Source organism: Streptomyces sp. NPDC059832 (genome assembly GCF_042731715.1).
In the GTDB taxonomy this organism is placed as follows: Bacteria; Actinomycetota; Actinomycetes; order Streptomycetales; family Streptomycetaceae; genus Streptomyces.
The window spans coordinates 80,657-104,652 of sequence record NZ_JBHWIY010000025.1; the positions used below are offsets into that span (position 1 = coordinate 80,657).

Genomic DNA, 23,996 nt, shown 5'->3' on the forward strand with positions numbered 1-23,996 from the left:
CGTCCCGCCGAGGGCGTCAGATCTCCTTGAGCACCTGGTCCAGCGACTTCCGCACCAGGCCGGGCACCTGGCAGTCGTCGGCCGGATACCCGACCGGAATCACCGCGAACGCCTTCTCGTTCGCCGGGCGGTCCAGCACCTCGCGCAGGAACCGCATCGGGCTCGGCGTGTGGATCAGCGCCGCCAGGCCCGAGAGGTGCAGGGCCGAGAGCAGCATGCCGACGGCGATCCCGACCGACTCGTCGACGTAGTAGTGCTTGTGCCTGGTGCCGTCCTCGCCCACCCAGTACCGCTGCTGGAAGACCACGACCAGGGCCGGGGCGTCCGTCATATGGGCCTTGACCGCATCCGTGCCCAGCGGTCGCAGCGCCGCCAGCCACTCCTCGCCGAGCCTGCCGTCGTAACTGATCCGCTCCTCGCGCTCGGCCGCCTCGCGGATGCGCCGGCGCACTTCCGGGTCCTTGACCAGGACGAAGGTCCACGGCTGCTGATGCGCGCCGGACGGGGCGGTCGCGGCACAGGCGACGGCGTCCTTCACGACCTGCTCGGGAACGGGATCGGACGAGAACCGGCGTACGGTTCTGCGTCCGGCCATCAGCTGTCGCAGGCGAGCGGCACGTGCGAGCGACTCGTCGGCCGCGATCCGTTCGGGACGGTAGGGGACCGGCTGGTAGGGCGCGCCATGGATGGGCGTCCACTGCGGGGGTACGGCTGTGGTGTCGGACATGTCGGCAGTGTGGCGGGCGAGGACTGGTCCGGACCAGGGTGCCGTCGGACAGAACCGGTACGTCCGTCGGTCAGTGTCCGGTCAGCTCCAGCCCGCGACGATCAGCGAGAGCCCCGCCGTGAACCCGCCGCCCAGCAGGACCAGACAGCGGCCGTACTGGCGGCGGTGGCGGCGCATCAGCAGCCCGAAGGCGGCGAAGCCGAGCCCCACGGTGAGCGTCCGGGAACCCCGTGCCGTCGCCGACGCGGCGAGCCAGTCGAGCGCGGGGACACCCGCGCGGCCCGCCTCGGCCCCGTACACCTTGAACGGAATGCCGTTCCACGGCTGGTGCCGCACCGCGGACGCGCCCTCCACGGCGAGCTCGGCCCGGACCTCGGCCCGCATCCGGTCGGTGGTCAGCGGAGCGGGCAGGTGCACGCCCGCGGCGGCCAGCTGAAGGGCGAGCAGGCCACCGGCCAGGCTGCCGGCGAGCGCGCCCAGCGACATCCTCGGCGCCGCCCGCGGCACCGCCACACACACCGCGGCCAGCAGCAGCTCGGGCATCAGCGGCCAGCTCAGCGCCTCCGCCAGCGCCCAGCAGAAGGCCAGTGCGACGCCCCGGCGCGAGGTCACGACCGCGGCCACCCGGCGTCGCGTCGCGGAGTCCTTCAGCGGCTCGGCGACCGTGCGCGCGTGCAGGGCGACCACCGCGTCGCGGGCCTCCCGGGGACCGGTCGTCGACGGCAGCGGGTCACCGATCGACACGCGCACCAGCGCCGAGCGCAGTCGGCCGTGCTTGGGCAGCAGCCGGTCCGTGCCCGCGATCCCGACCGGCACGACCGGGACCCCGGCCCGCTCGGCCAGGACCAGTGCGCCGCGGTGGAAGGAGCCCAGCTCGCCGTCCTTGCCCCGGGTCCCCTCCGGGAACAGGACGACCGCCCGGCCGGAGCGCAGCTCGTCCGCCATGGACAGCAGGTCGTCCAGGCCGCCGCCACTGCGCCGCACCGGGAATCCGGCCGCGAGCCTGCGGCAGATCCGGCGCCGCCACGGCGAGGCGAACCAGTAGTCGGCCGCCGCGCCGATCGCCGGGGTGTGCCGGGCGTCGAGCGCGGCGAGGAGCGCCGCCGTGTCCGCGTGCGAGGAGTGGTTGGCGACGACGACACAGCCGCCGCGCGGCAGCCGGCCACGCCGTTCCACCCCGCCGGTGAGGCTGAGGACGCCCCACCACAGACCGCGCCGGAGCGCGGCGGTGAACCGGGAGCGTACGGGCAGCGCGACCCGCTCGCGGACGCGCGCAGAGGTGGGGGTCATGTCATCACCATCGCCAGGAGGAGGGCCACCAGCAGGGAGTCGATCCGGTCGAGGAGGCCGCCGAAGCCGGGCAGCCAGCTGCCCGCGTCCTTCACCCCCGACTCGCGCTTGACCATCGATTCGATCAGGTCGCCCAGGACACAGCCGCCGAGCACCGCGGCCCACAGCGGGAACGCGAACTCGCCGAGCACGAGCAGCCCCGCGGCCGTCGCCACCGCCGCACCGAGCACCCCCGCCCAGGTCTTGTTGGGGGAGAGCGGCGACAGCGGCCGGGCGAGCGGGCCCCGGCGGCCCAGGGCCGTACCGCCGCACCAGGCGCCGACATCGCCGAGCGCCACCGCGAGCCCCACCGCGACACCCGTGTCCCCGAGCGTCACCAGACCGGTCAGGGCGACCGGGATCCACAGCAGCCCGAAGGCGGTACGCGCGGTGCGGGTGAAGCCGGCCCGGTCGTCCCCGCCCAGCACCGGCACGAGCGCGGCCACGACCGGCAGCAGCGCCGCCGCCCGGACGTCGAGGAGCCGCGGCGCCGACCACGCCAGCGCGGGGAGCGCCACCGAGGCCGCCACGAGCACCGCGAGGTCGCCCCGGCGCAGCCCCGCCATCCGCGCGAACTCGCCCGCCGCGACCACCCCGAGCCCCGCGGCCAGCGCGAACGTCCCGCCGCCGCCCAGGAAGTACGCCCCCAGGAAGACCGGCGCCACCAGCGCCCAGGTACGCCACCGCTTGCGCAGTTCGGCCCGCATCCGGACCTTCGACGGCAGCACGGCGACGGCGACACCGCCCGCCCCCAGCACCCCCGCGACCAGCGGCACGGCCCGCGCCGCGGCCTCCTCCGCGATCAGTACGGCGCTCATGCCAGCTCCCGCAACAGGCCCGCCAGCCGGAGCGCCGCGGTGAGCAGCGAACCGGCCGCGATCACGATCAGGACGGGCACGGCCCAGCCGCTCGCCGCCGCGACCACGACCAGCAGGCAGCGCTCGGTCTTGCCGACCGGGCCGCCGTTGCGCCGGGGCGCGCCCGCCGCCGCCCCGGCCAGTGACACCCAGGACGGCAGCGTCGCCGCGAGCCCGGCCGCCGCCACCAGCCAAAGCGGGGCGAGCGCCAGGAAACCGGCCAGCACGACCAGATCCGCCACCCGGTCGCCGAGTTCGTTGAGCACCGCGCCGCGCCTGGTCGTCCGGCCCGTGTCGCGGGCCAGCGCGCCGTCCAGGTTGGCGAAGGCGAGCCGGGCGGCGAGCAGCAGGGCGACCGGCAGGGCGGCGAGGCCGGTGGGCAGCCAGGCCAGCGCGGCGGCGGCACCGGCCGCCGAGACCACACCGGCCGAGGTGAGGGTGTCGGGCGACACCTCACGGCGGACCAGCGAGGCACGGACACCGGAGAGCCGGTCCGCGTACCAGGGCTTGAGAGCGTAGAGGCCGTTCATGGGCCCAACTCTCTTGCGACGCACAGTCTTTCGACACGTGGCAGGTACTTATATCCCGGCTGAGTACCTGGTGGCCGTGGTGCCTGAGAGGCTGGGACGTATGACCGAGGCGACCTTGCGTACCGCACACACCAGCCGGCTGGCCCCGGCCGCACTCGACGAGATCCGCGCGCTGCTGGACACCGCCTTCGAGGGCGACTTCAGCGACGACGACTGGGACCACGGTCTCGGCGGCATCCACGCGTGCGTGCGCGACAGCAGCGGGCTGCTGCTGGCGCACGGCAGCGTGATCCAGCGCCGGGTCGTCCACCTGGGCCGCTCGTACCGGATCGGCTACGTGGAGGCCGTGGCGGTCCGCGCGGACCGGCGCCGGGAAGGGCTCGGCGGGCGGATCATGGCCGCGCTGGAGGAGGTCGTCGACGGGGCGTACGCGTTCGGCGCCCTGTCCGCGTCGGCCGCCGGGGCGGCGCTGTACGCCGGGCGCGGCTGGCGGGTGTGGCCGGGGCGGATCGCCGTACAGGCGCGGTACGGGGTGGAGCGGCTGCCGGACGAGGAGGGCAGCACCTACGTCCGTGGCGCGGCCGGCCGGGTGCTGCCCGTCGGCTCCGGGACGCTGGTCTTCGACTGGCGGGACGGGGACGTGATGTGAGCGACATCTGCGCGAAGAGAGCGCCGGACGCGGTCCGTCGGCCGTTTCACCGCCCCTGAGCAGGCACGATTGCCGGAAATCCGGGTCCTCGTCCGGGTGGCGCGGGCGGCCGGGCTCAAACCTCCGTCTCAGATAGTAGGAAGTCCGAGTAATTGTGGAGACAGACCGGCCGAGCTGCCCTAGCTTTGTAGAAGCCGAACGTCACGCTAGATCCAGCGAATGGCGGTCGTGAGTGCGCGCCCTTGTGCAGGTAACCCCTGCGGTGCCCGCTCCCCGCCCCTCCGGCGCCTCGAAATCCCGATCTCGAAATCATCTTCACGATGTTCGATCTCGAAATCCTCGCGATCTCAAGGAGTCGATCCATCATGGTCCAGACGACTGTCCGCCGTGTCCGTCACACCCCCCGCCCGACCGAGTCGGAGCGCCGGAATGCCGCCGCCGCCCTGCAGCGCGCCCTCGACCGCAGGGACAACGGCGGTTCCACCGGTCACTGAGACCGGTTCGCCTCAGCCCCGCCTGATCTCGAAGTGGTCGATGCGCTCGCCCGACTCGGCGAGCGCGGTGACCTTCATCCGGGCGTGCCGGCCGGGCTCCACCTCCACCGCCAGGAACGAGAAGCCGGTGTAGCGCACCCGGGACCACTCCACGGTCTCGGTCGCCTTTCCGCCGCCCTTGACCACGTGGTACGTGTCCACGCTGTCCAGATCCTGGACGTGCCCCTCGTAGGTGTCCGGCGCCGGGAAGTCGTACAGCGCCTTGCCCGCGCCGCCCGCCGTGACGTACACGATGCCGTCCCGCGTCGGGTCGGTCCGCTCGCCGATCGGCACCTTGCGCCGGACGGCGTTCCTCAGGATCGCGTCGGTGCGTTCGTAGACGTGGTTGTGGCCGTTGATGACCAGGTCCACCTGGTGCTTCTCGAAGAGCGGGACCCATGCCTCGCGCACCCCGCCGTCGGAGGCGTGCGCGTTGGTCGTCGAGAAGGCGCAGTGGTGGAAGAAGACCACGACGAAGTCGATGTCGCGGCGGGCCCGCAGCTCGCCGAGGCGCCGGTCCAGCCAGCGGGTCTGGCGGCCGTCGCTGATCCCGAAGTTGGCCGGGATCTCGTACGAGACGTCATTGGCGTCGAGGGCGACGACGCCCACGTTGCCGTGCACGAACGAGTAGGCGCCGGGCTGGTTCACCGGGTCCGGGCCGTTGTCGGGCAGCGTCCAGCGGGCGTTCTGGCCGCCGTAGCCGTCCGGGGAGTACCAGGCCTCCATGTCGTGGTTTCCGGTGGTCACCATCCACGGCACGGTCTTCGACACGGTCTCCGTCTGCGCCAGGAACTGGTCCCAGGTGCGGGCGTCGTAGGTGTCGGTGCTCTGCCCGGAGCCGGACGGGTCGGCGTAGCAGATGTCGCCCGCGTGCAGGTGGAACGCCGGGTTCTGGCCCAGGATCAGCTGGTCGTTGCCGAGCGCGTGGTAGCTGACGCCCTGGTCGCCGAAGGCGGTGAAGGTGAAGGCCTCGGCGCGCGAGGGCGCGGTGGTGAAGGTGCCGAGCGTGCCCAGGTTGCGGGTGTCGGCGGGGTCGAAGCCGTCGTGGCCGACGCCGTAGTAGTACGTCGTGCCGGGCTGCAGCCGCTCCAGGCTCGCGTGCAGGTAGAACTGCTCGGCGGCCGCGATCTTGCCGCCGTTCAGCTCGGGGGTGGTCAGATGGCGCACCTCGGCGTCGATCCGGCGGCTCAGCGCCCACGGCTTGTGGCCGATCCGGATGTACGGCCGCTTCACGGCGAACGGGACCTGCCAGGAGACCGCCATCTGCGTCCTCGGGTCGGCGCCGTAGGACAGGTGCCGGCCGAACGGAGCCACCAGCGAACCGTCCACCTGGGTGGAGGTGCGGCGCGAGGTGAGCACGGTGGGGGCGGCGTAGGCGGGCGAGGCGGCGAGCCCGGTGCCGAGACCGACGCCGGCGACGGCCGCGGTCGCCACGCTCGTACGCAGCACGCCACGCCGGGTCAGCCGGGCGCGCAGGTAGTCGTGCTGCTCTGCCATGCTCATGCGGTCGGCGAGCTTCTCGGGGATTCCGAAACGGGGGATGTCCATGGACCAGAACATCCACCCGCCGCCTGACCCCGCACCGTCGAGTAGGTGAACGGTACACGTACAGCTCCCCATGTGTCCGTATGGTGGACGTTACGTGTCATGGGGTGGGACGCGCAGTAAGGTGCGGGCATGTCTCGCAGCCTCAATCTCGCAGTGATCCCCGGTGACGGTATCGGCCAGGAGGTCGTGGCCCAGGGCCTCAAGGTCCTCAACGCTGTTCTCCCGCAGGACGTGAAGCTGGAGACCAAGGAGTACGACCTTGGTGCCCGGCGCTGGCACCGCACCGGTGAAACCCTCCCGGACGCGGAGCTCGAAGCCCTCAAGGGCCACGATGCCATCCTGCTCGGCGCGATCGGCGACCCCTCCGTGCCGTCGGGCGTCCTGGAGCGCGGGCTCCTGCTGAAGCTGCGGTTCGCCTTCGACCACTTCATCAACCTGCGGCCGTCCAAGCTGTTCCCGAACACCGCGACCCCGCTGGCCGGCCGCCCGGACATCGACTTCGTCGTCGTCCGGGAGGGCACCGAGGGCCCGTACACGGGCAACGGCGGCTCGCTGCGCACCGGTACGCCGGCCGAGGTCGCCACCGAGGTCAGCGTGAACACCGCGTACGGCGTCGAGCGCGTCGTCCGTGACGCGTTCGAGCGGGCGAACGCCCGCCCGCGCAAGAAGCTGACGCTGGTGCACAAGAACAACGTCCTCGTGTACGCCGGCCACATGTGGAAGAACATCTTCGACGAGGTCGCGACCGAGTACCCCGAGGTCACCACCGACTATCTGCACGTCGATGCCGCGACGATCTTCTTCGTCACCCAGCCGGAGCGCTTCGACGTCATCGTCACCGACAACCTCTTCGGTGACATCCTCACCGACCTCGCCGCTGCCGTGACCGGCGGCATCGGCCTGGCCGCGTCCGGCAACATCAACCCGACGGGCACCTTCCCGTCGATGTTCGAGCCGGTCCACGGCTCCGCCCCCGACATCGCGGGCCAGGGCAAGGCCGACCCGACGGCCACGATCCTCTCCGTCGCCCTCCTGCTGCGCCACCTCGGCTACGAGGCCGAGGCCGTGCGCATCGAGGACGCCGTCTCCGCCGACCTCGCGGAGCGAGGGGGGCACCTCCCAGGCCTTTCGGGCTCTGGGGGAGGGGCGACGAACCGTACGACCGATCAGATCGGCGACGCGCTCGCGGTACGCGTAGCGAACTGACCCGACGACTCCGTTTCGAAGCCGCCGGGTAGCAGCCGCACCCGGCGGCTTCACGTGTGCGGCCCCGGGTGCCACCATCGACCACTGGACCGCAAACACGCCGTTTCGTGCACGGCCACCCGGGAGCGATAATCGAACGGGGCCGTGGCTTGCGATAAAGCTCGGACGTCCTAGCACTTGTCTGGGAGCGGCGTGAGCGCGGTCCAACACACACAACGGTGAAGGACACGCACTCATGACGACGCCCACGATCGAGCTCAAGCCCTCCTCGAACCCGCTGTCCGACGCGGAGCGCGAGGCGAGCATGGTCAACCCCGGATTCGGCCGCCGCTTCACCGATCACATGGTGACGATCAGATGGACCGAGGGCCTCGGCTGGCACGACGCCCAGCTCGTGCCGTACGCACCGCTCTCGATCGATCCCGCCAACATGACCCTGCACTACGGGCAGGAGATCTTCGAGGGCCTCAAGGCGTACCGCCAGCCCGACGGTTCGGTCGCCACCTTCCGCCCCGAGGCCAACGCCAAGCGCTTCCAGGCCTCCGCCCGCCGACTGGCCATGCCCGAGCTGCCCGTCGAGACGTTCATCGCGGCCTGCGACGCGCTCGTCAAGCAGGACGAGGCCTGGGTTCCGGCGCACGGCGGCGAGGAGTCCCTCTATCTGCGCCCGTTCATGATCGCGACCGAGGTCGGTCTCGGTGTGCGGCCCGCCAACGAGTACCTGTTCCTGGTGATCGCCTCGCCGGCCGGTGCGTACTTCCCCGGCGGTGTGAAGCCGGTCTCGATCTGGCTCTCCGAGAACCGGGTGCGCGCCGTCCCCGGCGGCATGGGCGACGCCAAGACCGGCGGCAACTACGCCGCGTCCCTCCTCGCCCAGGCCGAGGCCGCCGAGAAGGGCTGCGACCAGGTCGCCTACCTCGACGCGGTCGAGCACAAGTGGGTGGAGGAGCTCGGCGGCATGAACCTGTACTTCGTGTACGGGAACAAGATCGTCACCCCGGCCCTGACCGGCTCCCTGCTCGCCGGTGTCACCCGTGACTCGCTGCTCAAGGTCGCCCGTGACCTCGGCTTCGAGTCGGAGGAGGGCCGCGTCTCCATCGACCAGTGGCGCGAGGACACCGCGAACGGCACCCTCACCGAGGTCTTCGCCTGCGGCACCGCCGCCGTCATCACCCCGGTCGGCACCGTCAAGTCCGAGGGCGGCGAGTGGATCCAGGGCGACGGCACGCCCGGCGAGGTCACGATGAAGCTGCGCGAGCGCCTGCTGGACATCCAGCGCGGCGTCGCCGAGGACACCCACGGCTGGATGCACCCCCTCGGCTGAGGCCCCTGGCCCTCCCGGCGGACCCCGTACGACGAAAAGCCGCGCCCAGCTCCCCGCCGGGCGCGGCTTTCGTATGGGCCGGGACCTGTTCTCCCGCTTCACGGAGTGCGCCGTCCCACATCCTTGGAGTGCCGCTCTAACCATGAGTTAGAGTGCTGCTCTAACCGAGAGGTGTGGAGACGTGCGACTGACTCCGACGGAACGTGACCGGCTGCTGCTCTTCGGCGCCGCCGAACTGGCCCGCGCCCGCCGCGCCCGGGGGCTCAAGCTCAATGTCCCCGAGGCGACCGCGCTGATCGCGGACACGGTCTGCGAGGCCGCCCGGGACGGGCGCCGGCTGGCCGAGGCCATCGAGGCCGCCCGGTCGGTGCTCGGCCCCGACGACGTGCTGCCGGGCGTCGCCGATGTCGTCACCGAGGTCCATGTGGAGGCCGTCTTCGACGACGGCTCGCGGCTCGCCGTGGTCTCCCGGCCGCTGGGCGACGGGCTGGGCGACGAGGCGCCCGGGGCCGTCGTCCCCGGGCCCGCCACGCCCGAGCCGGAGCCCGCGGTGCGGCTGACCGTCCACAACACCGCGACCGTGCCGGTCTCCGTGACCTCGCACTTCCACTTCTTCGAGGCCAACCCCCGGCTCGACTTCGCCCGCGCGGCCGCCTACGGGATGCGGCTCTGCGTCCCCGCCGGGTCCTCCGTCCGCTTCGGCCCCGGCGAAACCGTCGAGGTGGGTCTGGTGCCCATCGGCGGCGACCGGATCGCGATCGGCTTCGCGGGCCTGGTCGACGGCCCGCTGGACGCCCCCGGCGCACGCGAAGAGGCCCTGCGTCGCGCCGCGGCCTGTGGATACCTGGGAGCTGAACGATGAGCATCGATCCGTACGAGTACGCCTCCGTGCACGGCCCGCGTGCCGGGGACCGGGTCCGGCTCGGTGACTCCGGGCTGACCGTCCGCGTCGAGTCCGACGCCCAGGAGTACGGCGAGGAGTTCCTCGCCGGCTTCGGCAAGACCGCCCGCGACGGGCTGCACCTCAAGGCCGCCGCGGTCCGCGACACCTGCGACGTCGTCATCAGCAATGTGCTGGTCATCGACGCCGTGCAGGGCATCCGCAAGGTGTCGATCGGCATCCGCGAGGGCCGGATCTCCGCGATCGGCCGGGCCGGCAACCCGGACACCCTCGACGGTGTGGACGTCGTCGTCGGCACGGGCACCACCATCGTCTCCGGCGAGGGGATGATCGCGACGGCGGGCGCCGTCGACACCCATGTCCATCTGCTCTCGCCGCGGATCATGGAGGCCTCGCTCGCCTCCGGCGTCACCACGATCATCGGTCAGGAGTTCGGCCCGGTCTGGGGCGTCGGCGTCAACTCGCCCTGGGCGCTGCGCCACGCCTTCAACGCGTTCGACGCCTGGCCGGTCAACATCGGCTTCCTGGGCCGCGGTTCGTCCTCCCACCAGGCTCCGCTGGTCGAGGCGCTCGCGGAGGGCGGGGCCTGCGGCTTCAAGGTGCACGAGGACATGGGCGCCCACACCCGCGCCCTGGACACCGCGCTGCGGGTCGCCGAGGAGCACGACGTACAGGTCGCCCTGCACAGCGACGGGCTGAACGAGTGCCTGTCGGTCGAGGACACCCTGCGCGTCCTGGAGGGCCGCACGATCCACGCCTTCCACATCGAGGGCTGCGGCGGCGGGCACGTCCCCAACGTCCTCAAGATGGCGGGCGTCGAGAACGTCATCGGCTCGTCCACCAACCCGACGCTGCCCTTCGGCCGGGACGCCGTCGCCGAGCACTACGGGATGATCGTCTCCGTACACGACCTCAAGACCGACCTGCCGGGCGACGCCGCCATGGCCCGCGACCGCATCCGCGCCGGGACGATGGGCGCCGAGGACGTGCTGCACGACCTGGGAGCCATCGGCATCACCTCGTCCGACGCGCAGGGCATGGGGCGGGCCGGCGAGACGGTGCGCCGCACCTTCGCGATGGCCGGGAAGATGAAGGCCGAGCTCGGCCCGATGGACGGCGACGGTCCCGCGGACGACAACGCCCGGGTGCTGCGCTACATCGCCAAGCTCACCATCAACCCCGCCATCGCCCACGGTCTCGCGCACGAGATCGGCTCCATCGAGACCGGCAAGCTCGCCGACATCGTGCTGTGGCGGCCCGAGTTCTTCGGCGCCAAGCCGCAGCTCGTACTGAAGTCCGGCTTCCCCGCGTACGGGGTCACGGGCGACCCGAACGCCGCCACCGACACCTGCGAACCCCTGGTCCTCGGACCGCAGTTCGGGGCGTACGGAGCCACCGCCGCCGATCTCTCCGTGGCCTTCGTCTCCCAGGCGGCGACCCAGCTCGGCGCGGACTCGATGCCCACCCGCCGCCGCCGCGTCGGCGTGCGCGGCACCCGGGGCATCGGCCCCGGCGACCTGATCCACAACTCCCGCACCGGAGAGGTCGCCGTGGACGCCCGCAGCGGGCTGGTCACCCTGGACGGCGACCCGCTGCGCTCCGAGCCCGCAGACTCCGTCTCCCTCAACCGCCTCTACTTCCTCTAAGGACCCCCGTGACCTTCCGCATGCCGCCCGAGTGGGCCCCGCACGAACGCACCTGGATGGCCTGGCCCGGCCCCAACCCCACCTTCGACACCGACGCCGAACTGGACGAGGCCCGCGCCGCCTGGGCCACTGTCGCCCGCGCCGTGCGCCGCTTCGAACCCGTCACGATGGTGGTGGGACCCGGCCAGGAGGACGGCGCCCGCGCACTCCTGGGCCCGGACATCGAGCTCGCCGTCCGCCCTCTCGACGACGCCTGGATGCGGGACATCGGCCCCACCTTCGTCACCGACGGACAGCAACTGGCCGCTGTCGACTGGACGTTCAACGGCTGGGGTGCCCAGGACTGGGCCCGCTGGGAGCACGACCAGCACATCGCCCGCTCCGTCGCCGAACTCGCCGACGTACCCGTGCGCAGCTCCCGGCTGGTCAACGAGGGCGGCGCCATCCATGTGGACGGCGAGGGCACCGTACTGCTCACCGAGACCGTCCAGCTCGGCAAGGAGCGCAACCCCGACTGGACCCGCGAGCAGGTCGAGTCCGAGATCCACGCCCGGCTCGGCACCGAGAAGGCCATCTGGCTGCCGCGCGGACTGGCCGGTGACTACGGCACGTACGGCACCCTCGGCCATGTCGACATCGTCGCCGCCTTCGCCCGCCCCGGCACCGTCGTCGCCCATGTCCAGCCGGACCCGGCCCACCCCGACCACGAGATCACCCGCGAGACCGTACGCATCCTGCGCGCCGCCACCGACGCCAGGGGCCGTTCCCTGAACGTGGTGGAGGTCCCGGCGCCCACCGTGCTGCGGGCGGACGGGGAGTGGGTCGACTACTCCTACATCAACCACTACCTCTGCAACGGCGGTGTGGTCCTCTGCGCCTTCGACGACCCGCGCGACAAGGAAGCGGCGGCCATCTTCGGCGAGCTGTTCCCCGACCGTACGGTGACCCTCGTCGATGCCCGTACGATCTTTGCCGGCGGTGGAGGCATCCACTGCATCACGCAACAGCAGCCGAAGGTCTGAACCGTGCCCCCCGCGCCACGCCGTCGCAACACCGCCCCGCCCCGCGAGGAACTGCTGGCCGCCGCCATGGCCACCATCGCCGAACGGGGGCTCGACGGCCTCACCATGGCCGGACTCGGCCGTGAGGTCCAGATGAGCAGCGGACACCTCCTCTACTACTTCCGTACCAAGGACGAGCTGCTGCTCCAGACCCTGGAGTGGAGCGAGGGACGGCTCGGCGCGGAGCGTCGCGCCCTGCTGTCGGGGCCGGGGACGGCCCGCGAACGGCTCGACGGGTACATCGACCTGTACCTCCCCGACGGCCACCGCGATCCGCACTGGACGCTCTGGCTGGAGGTGTGGAACCGCTCGCAGAACGCGGACGACGACGCGCGCGCCCGGCAGGCCGCCATCGAGGACGCCTGGCACCGCGACCTGGTGGCCCTGCTGGACGGGGGTGCGGCGGCGGGGGAGTTCCACGCCGTCGACGCCGAACGGTTCGCGACCCGGCTGCGTGCCCTGCTCGACGGCTTCAGCGTCCATGTCGCGGTCGGCCTCCCCGGCACCGGCCGTTCCCAAGTCCTCGCGCAGGTCGGGGAGTTCATCGAGGAATCGCTCGCCGTCCGGTAGCGGCCGCCGGGCCGTGAACGAAACGCACGTAAGTACGCGCGATCGTTGCGCATTGCGCCCTTGTTCCGGTCCCCGCTGTTCGGGCACGGTGACGGACCATGGGACGAGAGCAGTGGAAGAAAATCTGGGTCGGTTCGGCCGGCAACATGGTCGAGTGGTTCGACTGGTTCGTGTACGCGACCTTCGCGGTCTACTTCGCGGATTCGTTCTTCCCCGAAGGCAATGAGACCGCCAATCTCATGAACACCATGGGCATCTTCGCCGTCGGCTTCTTCATGCGGCCGGTCGGCGGCTGGCTGCTCGGCCGGATCGGCGACCGCAGGGGCCGCAAGGCCGCGCTCACCCTCACCGTCACGCTGATGTCGGCCTCCGCGATCCTCATCGCCATCGCGCCGACGTACGACGTCGCGGGGTACGGCGGTGTCGCCGTCCTGCTGGTGGCCCGGCTGCTCCAGGGCCTGTCCGTCGGCGGCGAGTACGCCGCCAGCGCCACGTACCTCACCGAGGCGTCCGCACCCGATCGGCGCGGCTTCGCCTCCAGCTTCCAGTACGTGTCCATGACCGCGGGACAGCTGGTCGGTCTCGGCCTCCAGATCGTGCTGCAGCGCAACATGTCCGAGGCGGCCCTGCACAGCTGGGGCTGGCGCATCCCGTTCATCGTCGGTGCGCTCGGTGCCGCGATCGTCTTCTATCTGCGCCGCTCGATGCTGGAGACCGAGGTGTACGCGGAGTCCGGCGCGGCCGAGCAGGACGACCGCGGCACGCTGAAGGCGCTGTGGCGGCACAAGCGCGAGGCGTTCCTGGTGATGGCGCTGACCATGGGCGGGACCGTCGCGTACTACACGTACACGACCTACCTCTCCAAGTTCCTGTCCAAGAGCGCCGGCATGGACAAGCCCACCGCCTCGCTCGTGAGCTTCTGCGCCCTGTTCGTCTTCATGTGCATCCAGCCGCTGGCCGGCATGCTCTCGGACCGGATCGGCCGCCGCCCGCTGCTGATCACCTTCGCCGTCGGCTCCACCTTCCTGACCGTGCCGATCATGACGATGCTCAAGCACGCGGGCACGTTCTGGCCCGCCTTCGGCCTGGCGCTGCTCGCCCTGGTCGTCGTCACCGGGTACACCTCGATCAACGCCTGCGTGAAGGCGGAGCTCTTCCCGACCGGCATCCGCGCCCTGGGCGTCGCCCTCCCGTACGCCATCGCCAACGCGCTCTTCGGCGGCACCGCCGAATACGTGGCGCTCTGGTTCAAGAAGGCGGGCGTCGAGTCCGGCTTCTACTGGTACGTGGCGGGCTGCGCGGCGGTCTCCCTGGTCGTCTACCTGACCATGCGCGAGACCCGCGACATCGACCTGGGCCGGGTCGGCGCCAAGGACGCGGACCGGGCGAGCACGGAGCCGTCCGGAGCCACCAGCGTCACGCCCGCATCCTGAGACGGGGCGGGGCACGGAGGCGGCCCTGTGCAAGACTGCTTCCGTGTCCTCGTCCGTCATGATTATTGGCAGCAGGCGCGCCGGTCCGCAGTGACCGTTCCGCACCACCACGTGCGGCACGGCCACCGTGCCCCAGACCCGCGCGCAGACCTCTCGCACCCGCGAGGGGTTTTTTCGTTTTCCGGCCCTCACCTCGGCCGGGGCGAGACGCGCGCGGGATGATGGGGGCAAGTGGAGCCAGATCGTCCGGATCCGCTCATCCGACAGGAGTCAGACCAGCATGACCACCAAGGCCAAGGCCACCGACGACGGTTTCCATGTCTTCGACACCACACTGCGCGACGGGGCCCAGCGTGAAGGCATCAACCTGACGGTTGCGGACAAGCTGACCATCGCCCGGCACCTGGACAACTTCGGCGTGGGCTTCATCGAGGGCGGCTGGCCCGGCGCCAACCCCCGCGACACCGAGTTCTTCGCCCGCGCGCAGCAGGAGATCGAGTTCAAGAACGCCGAGCTGGTCGCCTTCGGCGCGACCCGCAGGGCCGGTGGCAAGGCCGCCGAGGACCCCCAGGTCAAGGCGTTGCTGGCGTCCGGCGCCCCGGTGATCACGCTGGTTGCCAAATCCCACGACCGCCATGTGGAACTCGCGCTGCGCACCACCCTCGAAGAGAACCTGGAGATGGTCGTCGACACCGTCTCCTACCTCCGTGAGCAGGGCCGCCGGGTCTTCGTGGACTGCGAGCACTTCTTCGACGGCTACCGCGCCAACCCCGAGTACGCCAAGGCCGTCGTGCGCGCCGCCTCCGAGGCCGGCGCCGATGTCGTCATCCTCTGCGACACCAACGGCGGCATGCTTCCCGCCCAGGTCCAGGCCGTCGTCTCCACGGTGCTCGCCGACACCGGCGCCCGGCTCGGCATCCACGCCCAGGACGACACCGGCTGCGCGGTCGCCAACACCCTCGCCGCCGTCGACGCGGGCGCCACCCACGTCCAGTGCACCGCCAACGGTTACGGCGAGCGGGTCGGCAACGCCAACCTCTTCCCGGTCGTCGCCGCCCTGGAGCTCAAGTACGGCAAGACCGTCCTGCCCGAGGGCGCGCTCGCCGACATGACCCGTGTCTCGCACGCCATCGCCGAGGTCGTCAACCTGACTCCCTCCACCCACCAGCCCTATGTGGGTGTTTCCGCCTTCGCCCACAAGGCCGGACTGCACGCCTCCGCGATCAAGGTCGACCCCGACCTCTACCAGCACATCGACCCCGCCCTGGTCGGCAACACCATGCGGATGCTCGTCTCCGACATGGCGGGCCGCGCCTCCATCGAGCTCAAGGGCAAGGAGCTCGGCATCGACCTCGGAGGCGACCGCGAGCTCGTCGGCCGCGTCGTCGAGCGGGTCAAGGAGCGCGAGCTCAGGGGCTACACGTACGAGGCCGCGGACGCCTCCTTCGAGCTGCTGCTGCGCGCCGAGGCCGAGGGCCGGGTACGCCGCTACTTCCGCACCGAGTCCTGGCGCGCCATCGTCGAGGACCGCCCCGACGGCACGCACGCCAACGAGGCGACCGTGAAGCTCTGGGCCAAGGGCGAGCGCATCGTCGCCACCGCCGAGGGCAACGGCCCCGTCAACGCCCTCGACCGGGCGCTGCGGGTCGCCCTGGAACGGATCTACCCCCAGCTCGCCAAGCTGGAGCTGATCGACTACAAGGTCCGCATCCTCGAAGGCCGCACCGGCACCGAGTCCACCACCCGCGTCCTCATCACCACCGGCGACGGCGCCGGCGACTGGGCGACGGTCGGCGTCGCGGAGAACGTCATCGCCGCGTCCTGGCAGGCGCTGGAGGACGCGTACACCTACGGTCTGCTGCGGGCGGGTATCGAGCCCACGGAGTAGTGCGGGCGGGGGCGGGCCCACTGCACGTTCGCCGTGGGCCCGCCGGACCGGTCGTGCCGCTCAGGCGGCGGAGCGCGGAAGGGTGAGGGAGCGCATTTCCTCCACGACCCGGTAACCGGCGCTCGGGTACAGGTTCATGGCCACCTCGTTGCCGCCCCACACGGTGAACATCAGCGTCGAGTCGCCGGCCGCGAGCGTCGCCCCTTCGCCGGCCGGCATCGCCGCCCGGCCGTACCCCTTGCCGCGGTGCCGCTCCTGGACGTGCAGCGAGTAGCCGTACGTGACCCCCGGAAGGTGCCCGTGCCTCAACCAGCCGGTGCCGATGGGCTCGCCCGCCGCCGCCGGCACCAGGAACGTGTTGTCGGGTGTGGCCAGGCCCTCGGGGAGCAGCTGCGCGATGTCGCGGTCGGACTTGAGCACGGTTTCCTCGTGGTCCAGGGCTCCGGCCCGGATGATGTCGCCGGCGTAGGAGGCCTTCTCGGAGGCGAGCCACTCGGGATACTCGGCCTGCGTCATCGGCCGGGCGGTGACGTCGTCGACGGGTTCCGGCGGGGAACTCACGCGCCGCGCCCTGAGCTGCCCGCGGACGCCGTAATCGTCGAACGGCTCACCGGCGGGCTCGGTGAGCCGTATGTCGATCCGGCCCGCGCCGCGCTCCGCGCACCATCCCTCGGCCCAGTCCCGGGCGGCAGTTGTCGATCGGGCCGAGAGTGAATCGCTTCCGAGCCGGTCGCGTCAAGAGAGTGCGACGCGTTCAGGAAGTGAACGAACAACATGCCCTGCCCGCAAGGGAGATGAGGTCCCGGATGGGTACGGACCAATGTCGGTGTGAAGTATTGACGGCACTGTTCCGGCGGGGTTAACTCACGCCGCAACGCCGGTACCGGTTCCGGAACCGGTTGCGGTACCGGTTCCAGTTGTCCCTCATGCCTTGCCCCGGAGGCCCCCGATGCGTGTCACCATGGCCGATGTCGCCCGTGCGGCCGGCGTCAGCAAGACGACCGTGTCGCGGGTCATCAACACCAAGGGCGAAGTGGACGGTTCCACGGCCGCCCGCGTTCGTGAAGTGATCGCACAGCTCGGCTACGTGCCCAGCTCGGGCGCCGTCGGACTGGCCCGCGGCAGCAGTCGTACGGTCGGCATGCTGGTGCCCTCGCTCACCTGGCCGTGGATGGGCGAAGTGCTCCAGGGCGTCGTGGACACCGTCGAGGCCGCCGACTACGGGCTGCTGCTCTTCACCTGCAACCGCGGCGCCGAGTCCGTACAGCGCTTCACCGGCCAGGTGTCGGCGCGCGCCTTCGACGGACTCCTGGTCGTCGAACCCGAGAACACCCTCGACCACCTCACCGCGCTGCACCGCGGCGGTCTGCCGATCGTGCTGATCGACGACCGCGGCCACCACCCCGAGTTCCCCTCCGTCGTGACCACCAATCGCGAAGGGGGCGCGAGCGCCGCCCGTCATCTGCTCGCCACCGGACGCGCCAGGCCCCTGGTCATCACGGGTCCCCAGCACTTCGGCTGCGTACGTGACCGGCTGGACGGATTCCGTACGGTCCTGCCCACCGATCTCGTCGTCCACGGCGACTTCACCGAACGCAGCGGCCGGCTGGCCGTGGAGCGACTCCTCGCCTCCGGCGCGGAGTTCGACTCGGTCTTCGCGCACAACGACATCAGCGCGGCGGGCGTGCTGCGGGCGCTGCGCGCCGCCGGGCGGTCGGTGCCGGACGACATCGCCGTGGTCGGCTTCGACGACATCCCGATGGCCGAACACACCGAACCGCCCCTGACCACCGTGCGCCAGCCCACCCGGCGGATGGGTGAGACGGCCGCACGGATGCTGCTCGCCCACCTCGGCGGCACGCCGGTGCCCGACGCACCGGTCGTGCTGCCCACCGAACTGGTCGTGCGCCGCTCGGCGCCGTAGCGGTCCGGCCGGAGCCTCCGGCCGCCCGCTCCTTCGTACCCTCCGGATCTCCCCGACCGCAGTACCTCCTGGAGTCGCCATGTCCGCACGACGTCACGCCATCCTGAGAGCGCTCTCGATCACCACCGCCGTGGTCGCGCTCGCCGCCGGTTGCTCGTCCGCCAACTCGGGTGCCAACAAAGGGGGCGGCGCCTCCGGCGTGCTGACCCTGGGCAAGCCGGACGGGCCGCAGACCGACAACAGCAACCCGTTCCTGAACACCTCGGCGGGCGCCACGCTCGGCTACCGCTACATGATCTACGAGCCCCTCGCCATGACGAACCAGATCCGGCCCGCGGACAAGGCCGCTCCGTGGCTGGCGACCGACTGGAAGTGGGAGTCCAACTTCACCAAGGTCACCTTCACCCTCGACCCCAAGGCCAAGTGGGCCGACGGCAAGCCGCTGACCGCCGACGACGTCGCGTACACCTTCGACCTGCTCAAGAAGCACACGGCGCTCAACTGGAACGGCATCCCCTTCGACGGGATCGCAGTGCGGGGCAAGCAGGTCGTGCTGACCTTCAAGGAGTCCCAGTACGTCAACCAGAACAAGATCATCCAGCAGTTCGTCGTGCCCAAGCACATCTGGGAAGGCGTCAAGAACCCCGAGACCTGGCCCAACCGCACGCCCGTCGGCTCGGGCCCGTACAAGCTCAAGACGTTCACCCCGCAGACCACCACGCTGACCGCCACGCCCACGTACTGGAAGGGCGCGACCAAGGTCAAGGAGCTGCGCTACACCGCGTACAACGACAACAGTGCGGCGACCACGGCGCTGGCGAACGGCAAGGTCGAGTGGTCGTTCGTCTTCATGCCCAACTACAAGCAGCTGTTCATCAGCAAGGACCCCAGGAACCACAAGCTGTGGTTCCCCTCCGGGCTCGGCATCCACGGACTGTGGTTCAACACCGCCCGCAAGCCCTTCGACAACCCGGCGCTGCGCAAGGCCATGGCGATGGCCGTCGACCGCAAGGCGATCCACATCCAGGCCGAGGCCACGCTCTACCCGGAGATCACCAACCCGACCGGCATCCCGCTGCCCGCCGGTGAGTCCTTCCTCGCGCCCGAGTACAAGAGCGCCACCACCGCACCGGACGTGGCGGGCGCCAAGAAGATCCTCGCCGACGCCGGGTTCGAGCTCAGCGGCGGCGTACTGAAGGATCCGGACGGCAAGCCGGTGAAGCTCACCTTCACCGACCCGGCCGGCTGGAACGACTACATCACCGGTCTCGCGATCATCAAGGACAACATCAAGCAGCTCGGCATCGAGGCCAAGGTCAGGACGCAGACCGCCGAGGCCTGGGGCGCGGACGTCGCCAACGGCAACTTCGACGCCACCCTGCACTGGACCAACAGCGGCGCCACCCCGTACGACATGTACCAGAACATCATGGACGGCGCGCTGCTCCAGCCCGTCGGCAAGGCCTCCCAGCAGGGCAACTTCGGCCGCTTCAAGAACGACGAGGCCACCAAGGCGCTCAAGGACTTCGCCGGCGCCACCGAGGACTCCGCCCGCACCGAGGCCATGAACACCCTCCAGAAGATCACGGTCGAGCAGGCGCCGCTGATCCCGACGGCCGCCGCCCCCATCGGGGCCGAGTACTCCACGAAGAACTGGGTGGGCTGGCCCACCGAGGCCGACCCGTACGCCCCGCCGCAGCACACCCAGCCGTCCGCGCTGCAGATCGTGCTGAAGCTCCAGCCCGCCAAGTAGAGCCAGGGATACGGGACACAGGGACCGGCCATGTCGAAACAGCCCGCACAGAACCATGTCGTGCTCGAAGCACGCTCCGTCACCAAGCACTTCCCCGTACGCCGCACCGGACGCGACCTCCTCGCGGGCCGACGCCGCACCGTCCACGCCGTCGACGACGTCTCGCTGGAACTGCGGCGCGGCACGGTCACCGCGCTGGTGGGGGAGTCGGGCTCCGGGAAGTCCACCGTGGCCAGGCTGCTCGCCCGGCTCCATCCGCTCACCGAGGGCGAGATCCTGCTGGACGGCACAGCCGTGAAGGCCGGACGGGGCCGCTCCTTCCGCGGCTACGTACGCCGGGTCCAGCTCATCTTCCAGGACCCGTTCGCCTCACTGAACCCGGTGCACACCGTGCGCTACCACCTCACCCGGGCACTGCGGATCCACGGCCGGGCGGGCAGCGGCGAGGCGGAACTGGAGGAGAACCTGACCGCCCTGCTGAACCGTGTCCAGCTGACTCCTCCGCACCAGTACCTGGACAAGTTCCCGCACGAGCTGTCGGGGGGACAGCGCCAGCGCGTGGCCATCGCCCGCGCACTCGGCGCCGATCCCCAGGTCCTGCTCGCCGACGAACCCGTCTCGATGCTGGACGTCTCGATCCGGCTCGGCGTGCTCAACCTGCTGAAGGACCTCAAGGACCGGCTGCGCCTCGCGATCCTCTACATCACCCATGACATCGCGTCGGCCCGCTACTTCGCGGACACGACGCTGGTGATGTACGCGGGCCGGATCGTCGAGGGCGGGGACAGCGAGACAGTCACCCAGCGCCCCGCCCACCCCTACACCCAGCTCCTCATCGCCTCGGCGCCCGACCCGGACCGGGTGGTCGCCGAGGCGGAACAGGAGGAGACCGGCAGCGGCGAACCGCCCTCGCTCATCGCCCCGCCCGCGGGCTGCCGCTTCCACCCCCGCTGCCCGAAGGCCATGGAGCGCTGCCGCACCGAACCACCGCCCCGCTTCGACCTCGAAGACGGCCAGTGGGCGGCCTGCTGGCTGTACGCGGACGGTGCGGAGACGGCCGACGAGCACCGGAAGGAGAGCGCGAAGTGAAATATCTGCTCCAACGGCTCGCCTTCTACCTGGTCACCGCCTGGGCCGCGATCACCATCAACTTCCTGATCCCGCGCATGATGCCGGGCGACCCGGTCCAGGCGCTGCTCTCCCGGTTCCAGGGCCAGCTCGACACCGACGCCGTCAACTCGCTCAAGGCGCTCTTCGGCCTCGACAAGCACCAGTCGCTCTGGCAGCAGTACACCGACTACTGGTCGCATCTGCTCGACGGCGACCTCGGTCTCTCCTTCACCTTCTTCCCGACACCGGTCAGCGAGGTGATCGCCCAGTCGCTGCCGTGGACGCTCGCGCTCGTCGGCATCACCACGCTGATCAGCTTCCTGCTCGGCACCGGCATCGGCGTCTTCACCGGCTGGCGGCGCGGCTCCTGGATGGACGGCCTGCTGCCCGTCACCACCTTCATCTCGGCCATCCCGTACTTCTGGCTGGGGCTCATCGCCATCGCCCTGTTCGCCGTGAAGTGGCCGCTCTTCCCGGCCGCCGGGGGCTACGACAGCTCGCTCGTGCCCGCCTTCGACTGGCCGTTCATCTCCAGCGCGCTCTACCACGGGGCGCTGCCCGGCCTCACCATCGTGCTCAGCGCCGTGGCCGGCTGGATCCTCGGCATGCGGAACATGATGGTGACGGTGTCCTCGGAGGACTACGTCATGGTCGCCCAGGCCAAGGGGCTCTCCGAGCGCCGGGTGATGTTCGGGTACGCCGCACGCAACGCGATCCTCCCCAACATCTCCGGCTTCGCCCTGTCGCTGGGCTTCATCGTCGGCGGCACCCTGCTGGTGGAGATGGTCTTCTCCTACCCCGGCATCGGCTACCAGCTCTTCCAGGGCGTGGGTGCCAAGGACTACCCCCTGATGCAGGGCGTCTTCCTGATCATCACGCTCTCCGTCCTCGCGGCGAACCTCCTCGCCGATGTCATCTACATGGTCCTCGACCCCCGTACCCGAAGGGAGGCCTAGGACATGGCCGTCGCCACCGCCGAGGTCGCCGCGACCGACCCGGCCGGGACCGACCCGAACGGGAGCCCGGCGCCCAGCAGGCGCAGGCTGCGCTTTCTGCGCGGCCGCAAGACCGTCGTCGGTCTCGGGATCCTCGCCTTCTTCGTCGTGATCGCGGTCCTCGGACCGTGGATCGCCCCGTACGACCCCGACACGATGAGCGACCAGCTGCTCCAACCACCCTCCGGAGCCCACTGGTTCGGCACCACGCAGACCGGTCAGGACGTGCTCTCGCAGATCCTCGTCGGCACCCGGGGAGTCCTGGTCGTCGGCTTCGTCGCCGGGACACTCGCGACGATCCTCTCCGTACTGATCGGGGTCAGCGCCGGCTTCCTCGGCGGCACGGCCGACGAGCTGCTCTCGCTGCTCTCCAACGTCTTCCTGGTCATCCCGGGACTGCCGCTGATCATCATCATCGCCAGCTTCGTCTCCGACGCGGGCGATCTGCTCATCGCCGCCGTCATCGCCCTCACCTCCTGGGCCTGGGGAGCCCGGGTGCTGCGCGCCCAGACGCTGTCGCTGCGCCGCCGGGACTACGTCGAGGCGGCCCGCGCCACCGGTGAGTCGACCTGGCGGATCATCTTCTTCGAGGTCCTGCCGAACCTGACGGCCGTCATCGCCTCCGGCTTCGTCGGCACCGTGATCTTCGCGATCCTCTCCGAGATCACCCTCGCCTTCATCGGCGTCGCCGACATCTCCGACTGGAACTGGGGGACCGTCCTGTTCTGGGCGCAGTCCAACCAGGCCCTGGCCCAGGGCGCGTGGTGGTGGTTCGTCCCCGCCGGGCTCTGCATCGCCCTGCTCGGCATGTCGCTCGCCCTGATCAACTTCGGCATCGACGAGTTCGTCAACCCGCGCCTGCGTACGGAGTCCGGCGCGTCCGGGAAGGTCCGGATGCGGGTCGGCTTCACCCCCGTGGCGCGCGCATCCGTGTCACACACGTCCCCGGCACGCGGTACGCACGACAAGGAGACCCGCTCATGAGCGGCAGCGAGCCCGTCCTCACCGTCCGCGGACTGAACGTGGACTACGGGACCGGGGACGGCGCCGTGCACGCGCTGCGCGACATCGACCTCACCCTGCACCGGGGCGAAGTCCTGGGCCTGGCAGGCGAGTCGGGCTCCGGCAAGTCGACGCTGGCGTACGCCGTGACCCGGCTGCTGTCGCCGCCCGGGGTGATCACCGGCGGCGAGGTCCACTACCACCGGCGGGACGGCCAGGCGCTCGATCTGCTGGCCCTGTCGGCCGCCGAGCTGCGGGCCTTCCGCTGGCAGGAGCTGTCGATCGTGTTCCAGGGCGCGATGAACTCGCTCAATCCGGTGCACACCGTCCACAGCCAGCTCACCGACGTGCTCCGGGCCCACCGCCCGGACCTGAGACGGCCCCAGCGGACAGCCCGTGCCAAGGAGTTGCTGGAGCTCGTCGGCATCTCCGCGGACCGGCTCGCCGCCTACCCGCACCAGCTCTCCGGCGGGATGCGCCAGCGCGTGATGATCGCGATGGCGCTCGCGCTGGAGCCCGAGATCGTCATCATGGACGAGCCGACGACGGCCCTGGACGTCGTCATGCAACGCCAGATCCTTCGCCAACTGGTCAGACTCCGCGAGGAATTGGGCTTTTCGGTCGTCTTCATCACCCATGACATCTCGCTGCTGATCGAATTCTCGGACCGGATCGCGATCATGTACGGCGGCCGGATCGTCGAGGAGGCCGGTGCCTCCGCGATCTACCAGGAGCCCCGCCACCCCTACAGCGACGGGCTGCTGCACTCCTTCCCGGCGCTGCACGGCGCCCGCCGCGAACTCACCGGCATCCCCGGCTCGCCCCCGCACCTGTCCGCGATGCCGGCCGGCTGCGCCTTCCACCCCCGCTGCGGCAAGGCGCTCGACGCCTGCGCCGCCCATGTCCCGGTGCTCGCCGCGCCGGGCGCGGACGGCTCCCGCACGGTGGCCTGCTGGCTCCACCGGCCGGTACCGGCGACGGCGGCGACCGCGACCCCCCGCTCGTAGCGA

General features: G+C 70.9%; 21 protein-coding genes and 1 pseudogene. 16 read left to right on the plus strand and 6 right to left on the minus strand.

The features are described 5' to 3' along the window. Positions 1 to 16: 16 nt before the first annotated feature. The 4 genes from ACFV8T_RS32740 to ACFV8T_RS32755 all read right to left on the minus strand — a co-directional run bounded on the left by ACFV8T_RS32740 (position 17) and on the right by ACFV8T_RS32755 (position 3,443). Positions 17 to 727 (minus strand): nitroreductase family protein, encoded by a 711-nt coding sequence (locus ACFV8T_RS32740; RefSeq protein ID WP_385334677.1) that lies wholly within the window; start codon positions 725 to 727, stop codon positions 17 to 19. 81 nt (positions 728 to 808) lie between these two features. Next, positions 809 to 2,017, minus strand: coding sequence for a lysophospholipid acyltransferase family protein (locus ACFV8T_RS32745; protein WP_385334679.1), 1,209 nt, complete (start codon positions 2,015 to 2,017; stop codon positions 809 to 811). Next, a complete protein-coding gene (locus tag ACFV8T_RS32750) occupies positions 2,014 to 2,874 on the minus strand; it encodes a phosphatidate cytidylyltransferase (protein ID WP_385334681.1) in 861 nt (286 codons plus the stop codon). Before ACFV8T_RS32750 ends, ACFV8T_RS32745 begins: the two co-directional genes overlap by 4 nt. After that, the gene (locus tag ACFV8T_RS32755) at positions 2,871 to 3,443 is read right to left on the minus strand and encodes a CDP-alcohol phosphatidyltransferase family protein (protein WP_385334683.1); all 573 of its coding nucleotides are present in this window, start codon (positions 3,441 to 3,443) and stop codon (positions 2,871 to 2,873) included. The genes ACFV8T_RS32750 and ACFV8T_RS32755 overlap by 4 nt, the downstream gene beginning before the upstream one ends. Positions 3,444 to 3,543: 100 nt before the next feature. On the opposite strand from ACFV8T_RS32755, the gene ACFV8T_RS32760 reads away from it, so the two are divergent. Further along, positions 3,544 to 4,092 carry a GNAT family N-acetyltransferase gene (locus ACFV8T_RS32760; RefSeq protein WP_385334684.1) on the plus strand — a complete coding sequence of 183 codons (549 nt, stop codon included), beginning with the start codon at positions 3,544 to 3,546 and terminating at the stop codon, positions 4,090 to 4,092. A gap of 365 nt (positions 4,093 to 4,457) precedes the next feature. Then, positions 4,458 to 4,586: a hypothetical protein gene (locus ACFV8T_RS32765; protein WP_266426945.1), complete on the plus strand. Its 129-nt coding sequence runs from the start codon at positions 4,458 to 4,460 to the stop codon at positions 4,584 to 4,586. Between the two features lie 12 nt (positions 4,587 to 4,598). Here the strand turns inward: ACFV8T_RS32765 and ACFV8T_RS32770 are convergent, their stop codons facing one another. Further along, entirely contained in the window at positions 4,599 to 6,173 is a 1,575-nt protein-coding gene (locus tag ACFV8T_RS32770) for a purple acid phosphatase family protein (RefSeq protein ID WP_385334686.1), read from the minus strand. A 129-nt stretch (positions 6,174 to 6,302) separates the two neighbouring features. Between ACFV8T_RS32770 and ACFV8T_RS32775 the strand changes: the two genes are divergently transcribed. The 8 genes from ACFV8T_RS32775 (at position 6,303) to cimA (ending at position 16,202) form a co-directional block, all read left to right on the plus strand. Further along, on the plus strand, positions 6,303 to 7,379 hold the full coding sequence (locus tag ACFV8T_RS32775) for a 3-isopropylmalate dehydrogenase (RefSeq protein WP_385334688.1): 1,077 nt from the start codon (positions 6,303 to 6,305) through the stop codon (positions 7,377 to 7,379). Positions 7,380 to 7,614: 235 nt separating this feature from the next. Further along, a complete protein-coding gene (locus ACFV8T_RS32780; protein WP_385334690.1) occupies positions 7,615 to 8,703 on the plus strand; it encodes a branched-chain amino acid aminotransferase in 1,089 nt (362 codons plus the stop codon). A gap of 181 nt (positions 8,704 to 8,884) precedes the next feature. After that, on the plus strand, positions 8,885 to 9,565 hold the full coding sequence (gene ureA, locus ACFV8T_RS32785; protein WP_385334692.1) for an urease subunit gamma: 681 nt from the start codon (positions 8,885 to 8,887) through the stop codon (positions 9,563 to 9,565). Continuing rightward, the gene (locus ACFV8T_RS32790; protein WP_385334694.1) at positions 9,562 to 11,250 is read left to right on the plus strand and encodes an urease subunit alpha; all 1,689 of its coding nucleotides are present in this window, start codon (positions 9,562 to 9,564) and stop codon (positions 11,248 to 11,250) included. The genes ureA and ACFV8T_RS32790 overlap by 4 nt, the downstream gene beginning before the upstream one ends. A 20-nt stretch (positions 11,251 to 11,270) precedes the next feature. Further along, entirely contained in the window at positions 11,271 to 12,272 is a 1,002-nt protein-coding gene (locus ACFV8T_RS32795; protein WP_385334757.1) for an agmatine/peptidylarginine deiminase, read from the plus strand. A 3-nt stretch (positions 12,273 to 12,275) separates the two neighbouring features. Continuing rightward, the gene (locus ACFV8T_RS32800) at positions 12,276 to 12,881 is read left to right on the plus strand and encodes a TetR/AcrR family transcriptional regulator (RefSeq protein WP_385334696.1); all 606 of its coding nucleotides are present in this window, start codon (positions 12,276 to 12,278) and stop codon (positions 12,879 to 12,881) included. A 98-nt stretch (positions 12,882 to 12,979) separates the two neighbouring features. After that, the gene (locus ACFV8T_RS32805) at positions 12,980 to 14,314 is read left to right on the plus strand and encodes an MFS transporter (protein ID WP_385334698.1); all 1,335 of its coding nucleotides are present in this window, start codon (positions 12,980 to 12,982) and stop codon (positions 14,312 to 14,314) included. A 280-nt stretch (positions 14,315 to 14,594) separates the two neighbouring features. Continuing rightward, positions 14,595 to 16,202: a citramalate synthase gene (gene cimA, locus ACFV8T_RS32810; RefSeq protein ID WP_385334700.1), complete on the plus strand. Its 1,608-nt coding sequence runs from the start codon at positions 14,595 to 14,597 to the stop codon at positions 16,200 to 16,202. Between the two features lie 60 nt (positions 16,203 to 16,262). On the opposite strand, the gene ACFV8T_RS32815 is transcribed toward cimA, so the two are convergent. Further along, entirely contained in the window at positions 16,263 to 16,763 is a 501-nt protein-coding gene (locus ACFV8T_RS32815) for a GNAT family N-acetyltransferase (RefSeq protein ID WP_385334702.1), read from the minus strand. 388 nt (positions 16,764 to 17,151) lie between these two features. Here ACFV8T_RS32815 and ACFV8T_RS32820 point away from each other — a divergent pair, with 388 nt between their 5' ends. The 6 genes and pseudogenes from ACFV8T_RS32820 (at position 17,152) to ACFV8T_RS32845 (ending at position 23,993) form a co-directional block, all read left to right on the plus strand. Then, positions 17,152 to 18,126 carry a LacI family DNA-binding transcriptional regulator gene (locus ACFV8T_RS32820; protein ID WP_385334704.1) on the plus strand — a complete coding sequence of 325 codons (975 nt, stop codon included), beginning with the start codon at positions 17,152 to 17,154 and terminating at the stop codon, positions 18,124 to 18,126. A gap of 79 nt (positions 18,127 to 18,205) precedes the next feature. Next, positions 18,206 to 19,879 carry an ABC transporter substrate-binding protein gene (locus tag ACFV8T_RS32825; protein ID WP_385334706.1) on the plus strand — a complete coding sequence of 558 codons (1,674 nt, stop codon included), beginning with the start codon at positions 18,206 to 18,208 and terminating at the stop codon, positions 19,877 to 19,879. Between the two features lie 30 nt (positions 19,880 to 19,909). Beyond that, on the plus strand, positions 19,910 to 20,968 hold the full coding sequence (locus ACFV8T_RS32830) for an ABC transporter ATP-binding protein (RefSeq protein ID WP_385334708.1): 1,059 nt from the start codon (positions 19,910 to 19,912) through the stop codon (positions 20,966 to 20,968). Next, entirely contained in the window at positions 20,965 to 21,945 is a 981-nt protein-coding gene (locus tag ACFV8T_RS32835; protein WP_266427010.1) for an ABC transporter permease, read from the plus strand. Before ACFV8T_RS32830 ends, ACFV8T_RS32835 begins: the two co-directional genes overlap by 4 nt. Before the next feature lie 3 nt (positions 21,946 to 21,948). Beyond that, positions 21,949 to 22,788 (plus strand): annotated as a pseudogene (locus ACFV8T_RS32840) (ABC transporter permease); the annotation flags it as partial. After that, complete coding sequence (locus tag ACFV8T_RS32845) at positions 22,749 to 23,993, plus strand: ABC transporter ATP-binding protein (RefSeq protein ID WP_385334710.1); 1,245 nt, start codon at positions 22,749 to 22,751, stop codon at positions 23,991 to 23,993. The pseudogene ACFV8T_RS32840 and the gene ACFV8T_RS32845, both read left to right, overlap by 40 nt. The last annotated feature ends 3 nt before the right edge of the window (positions 23,994 to 23,996 follow it).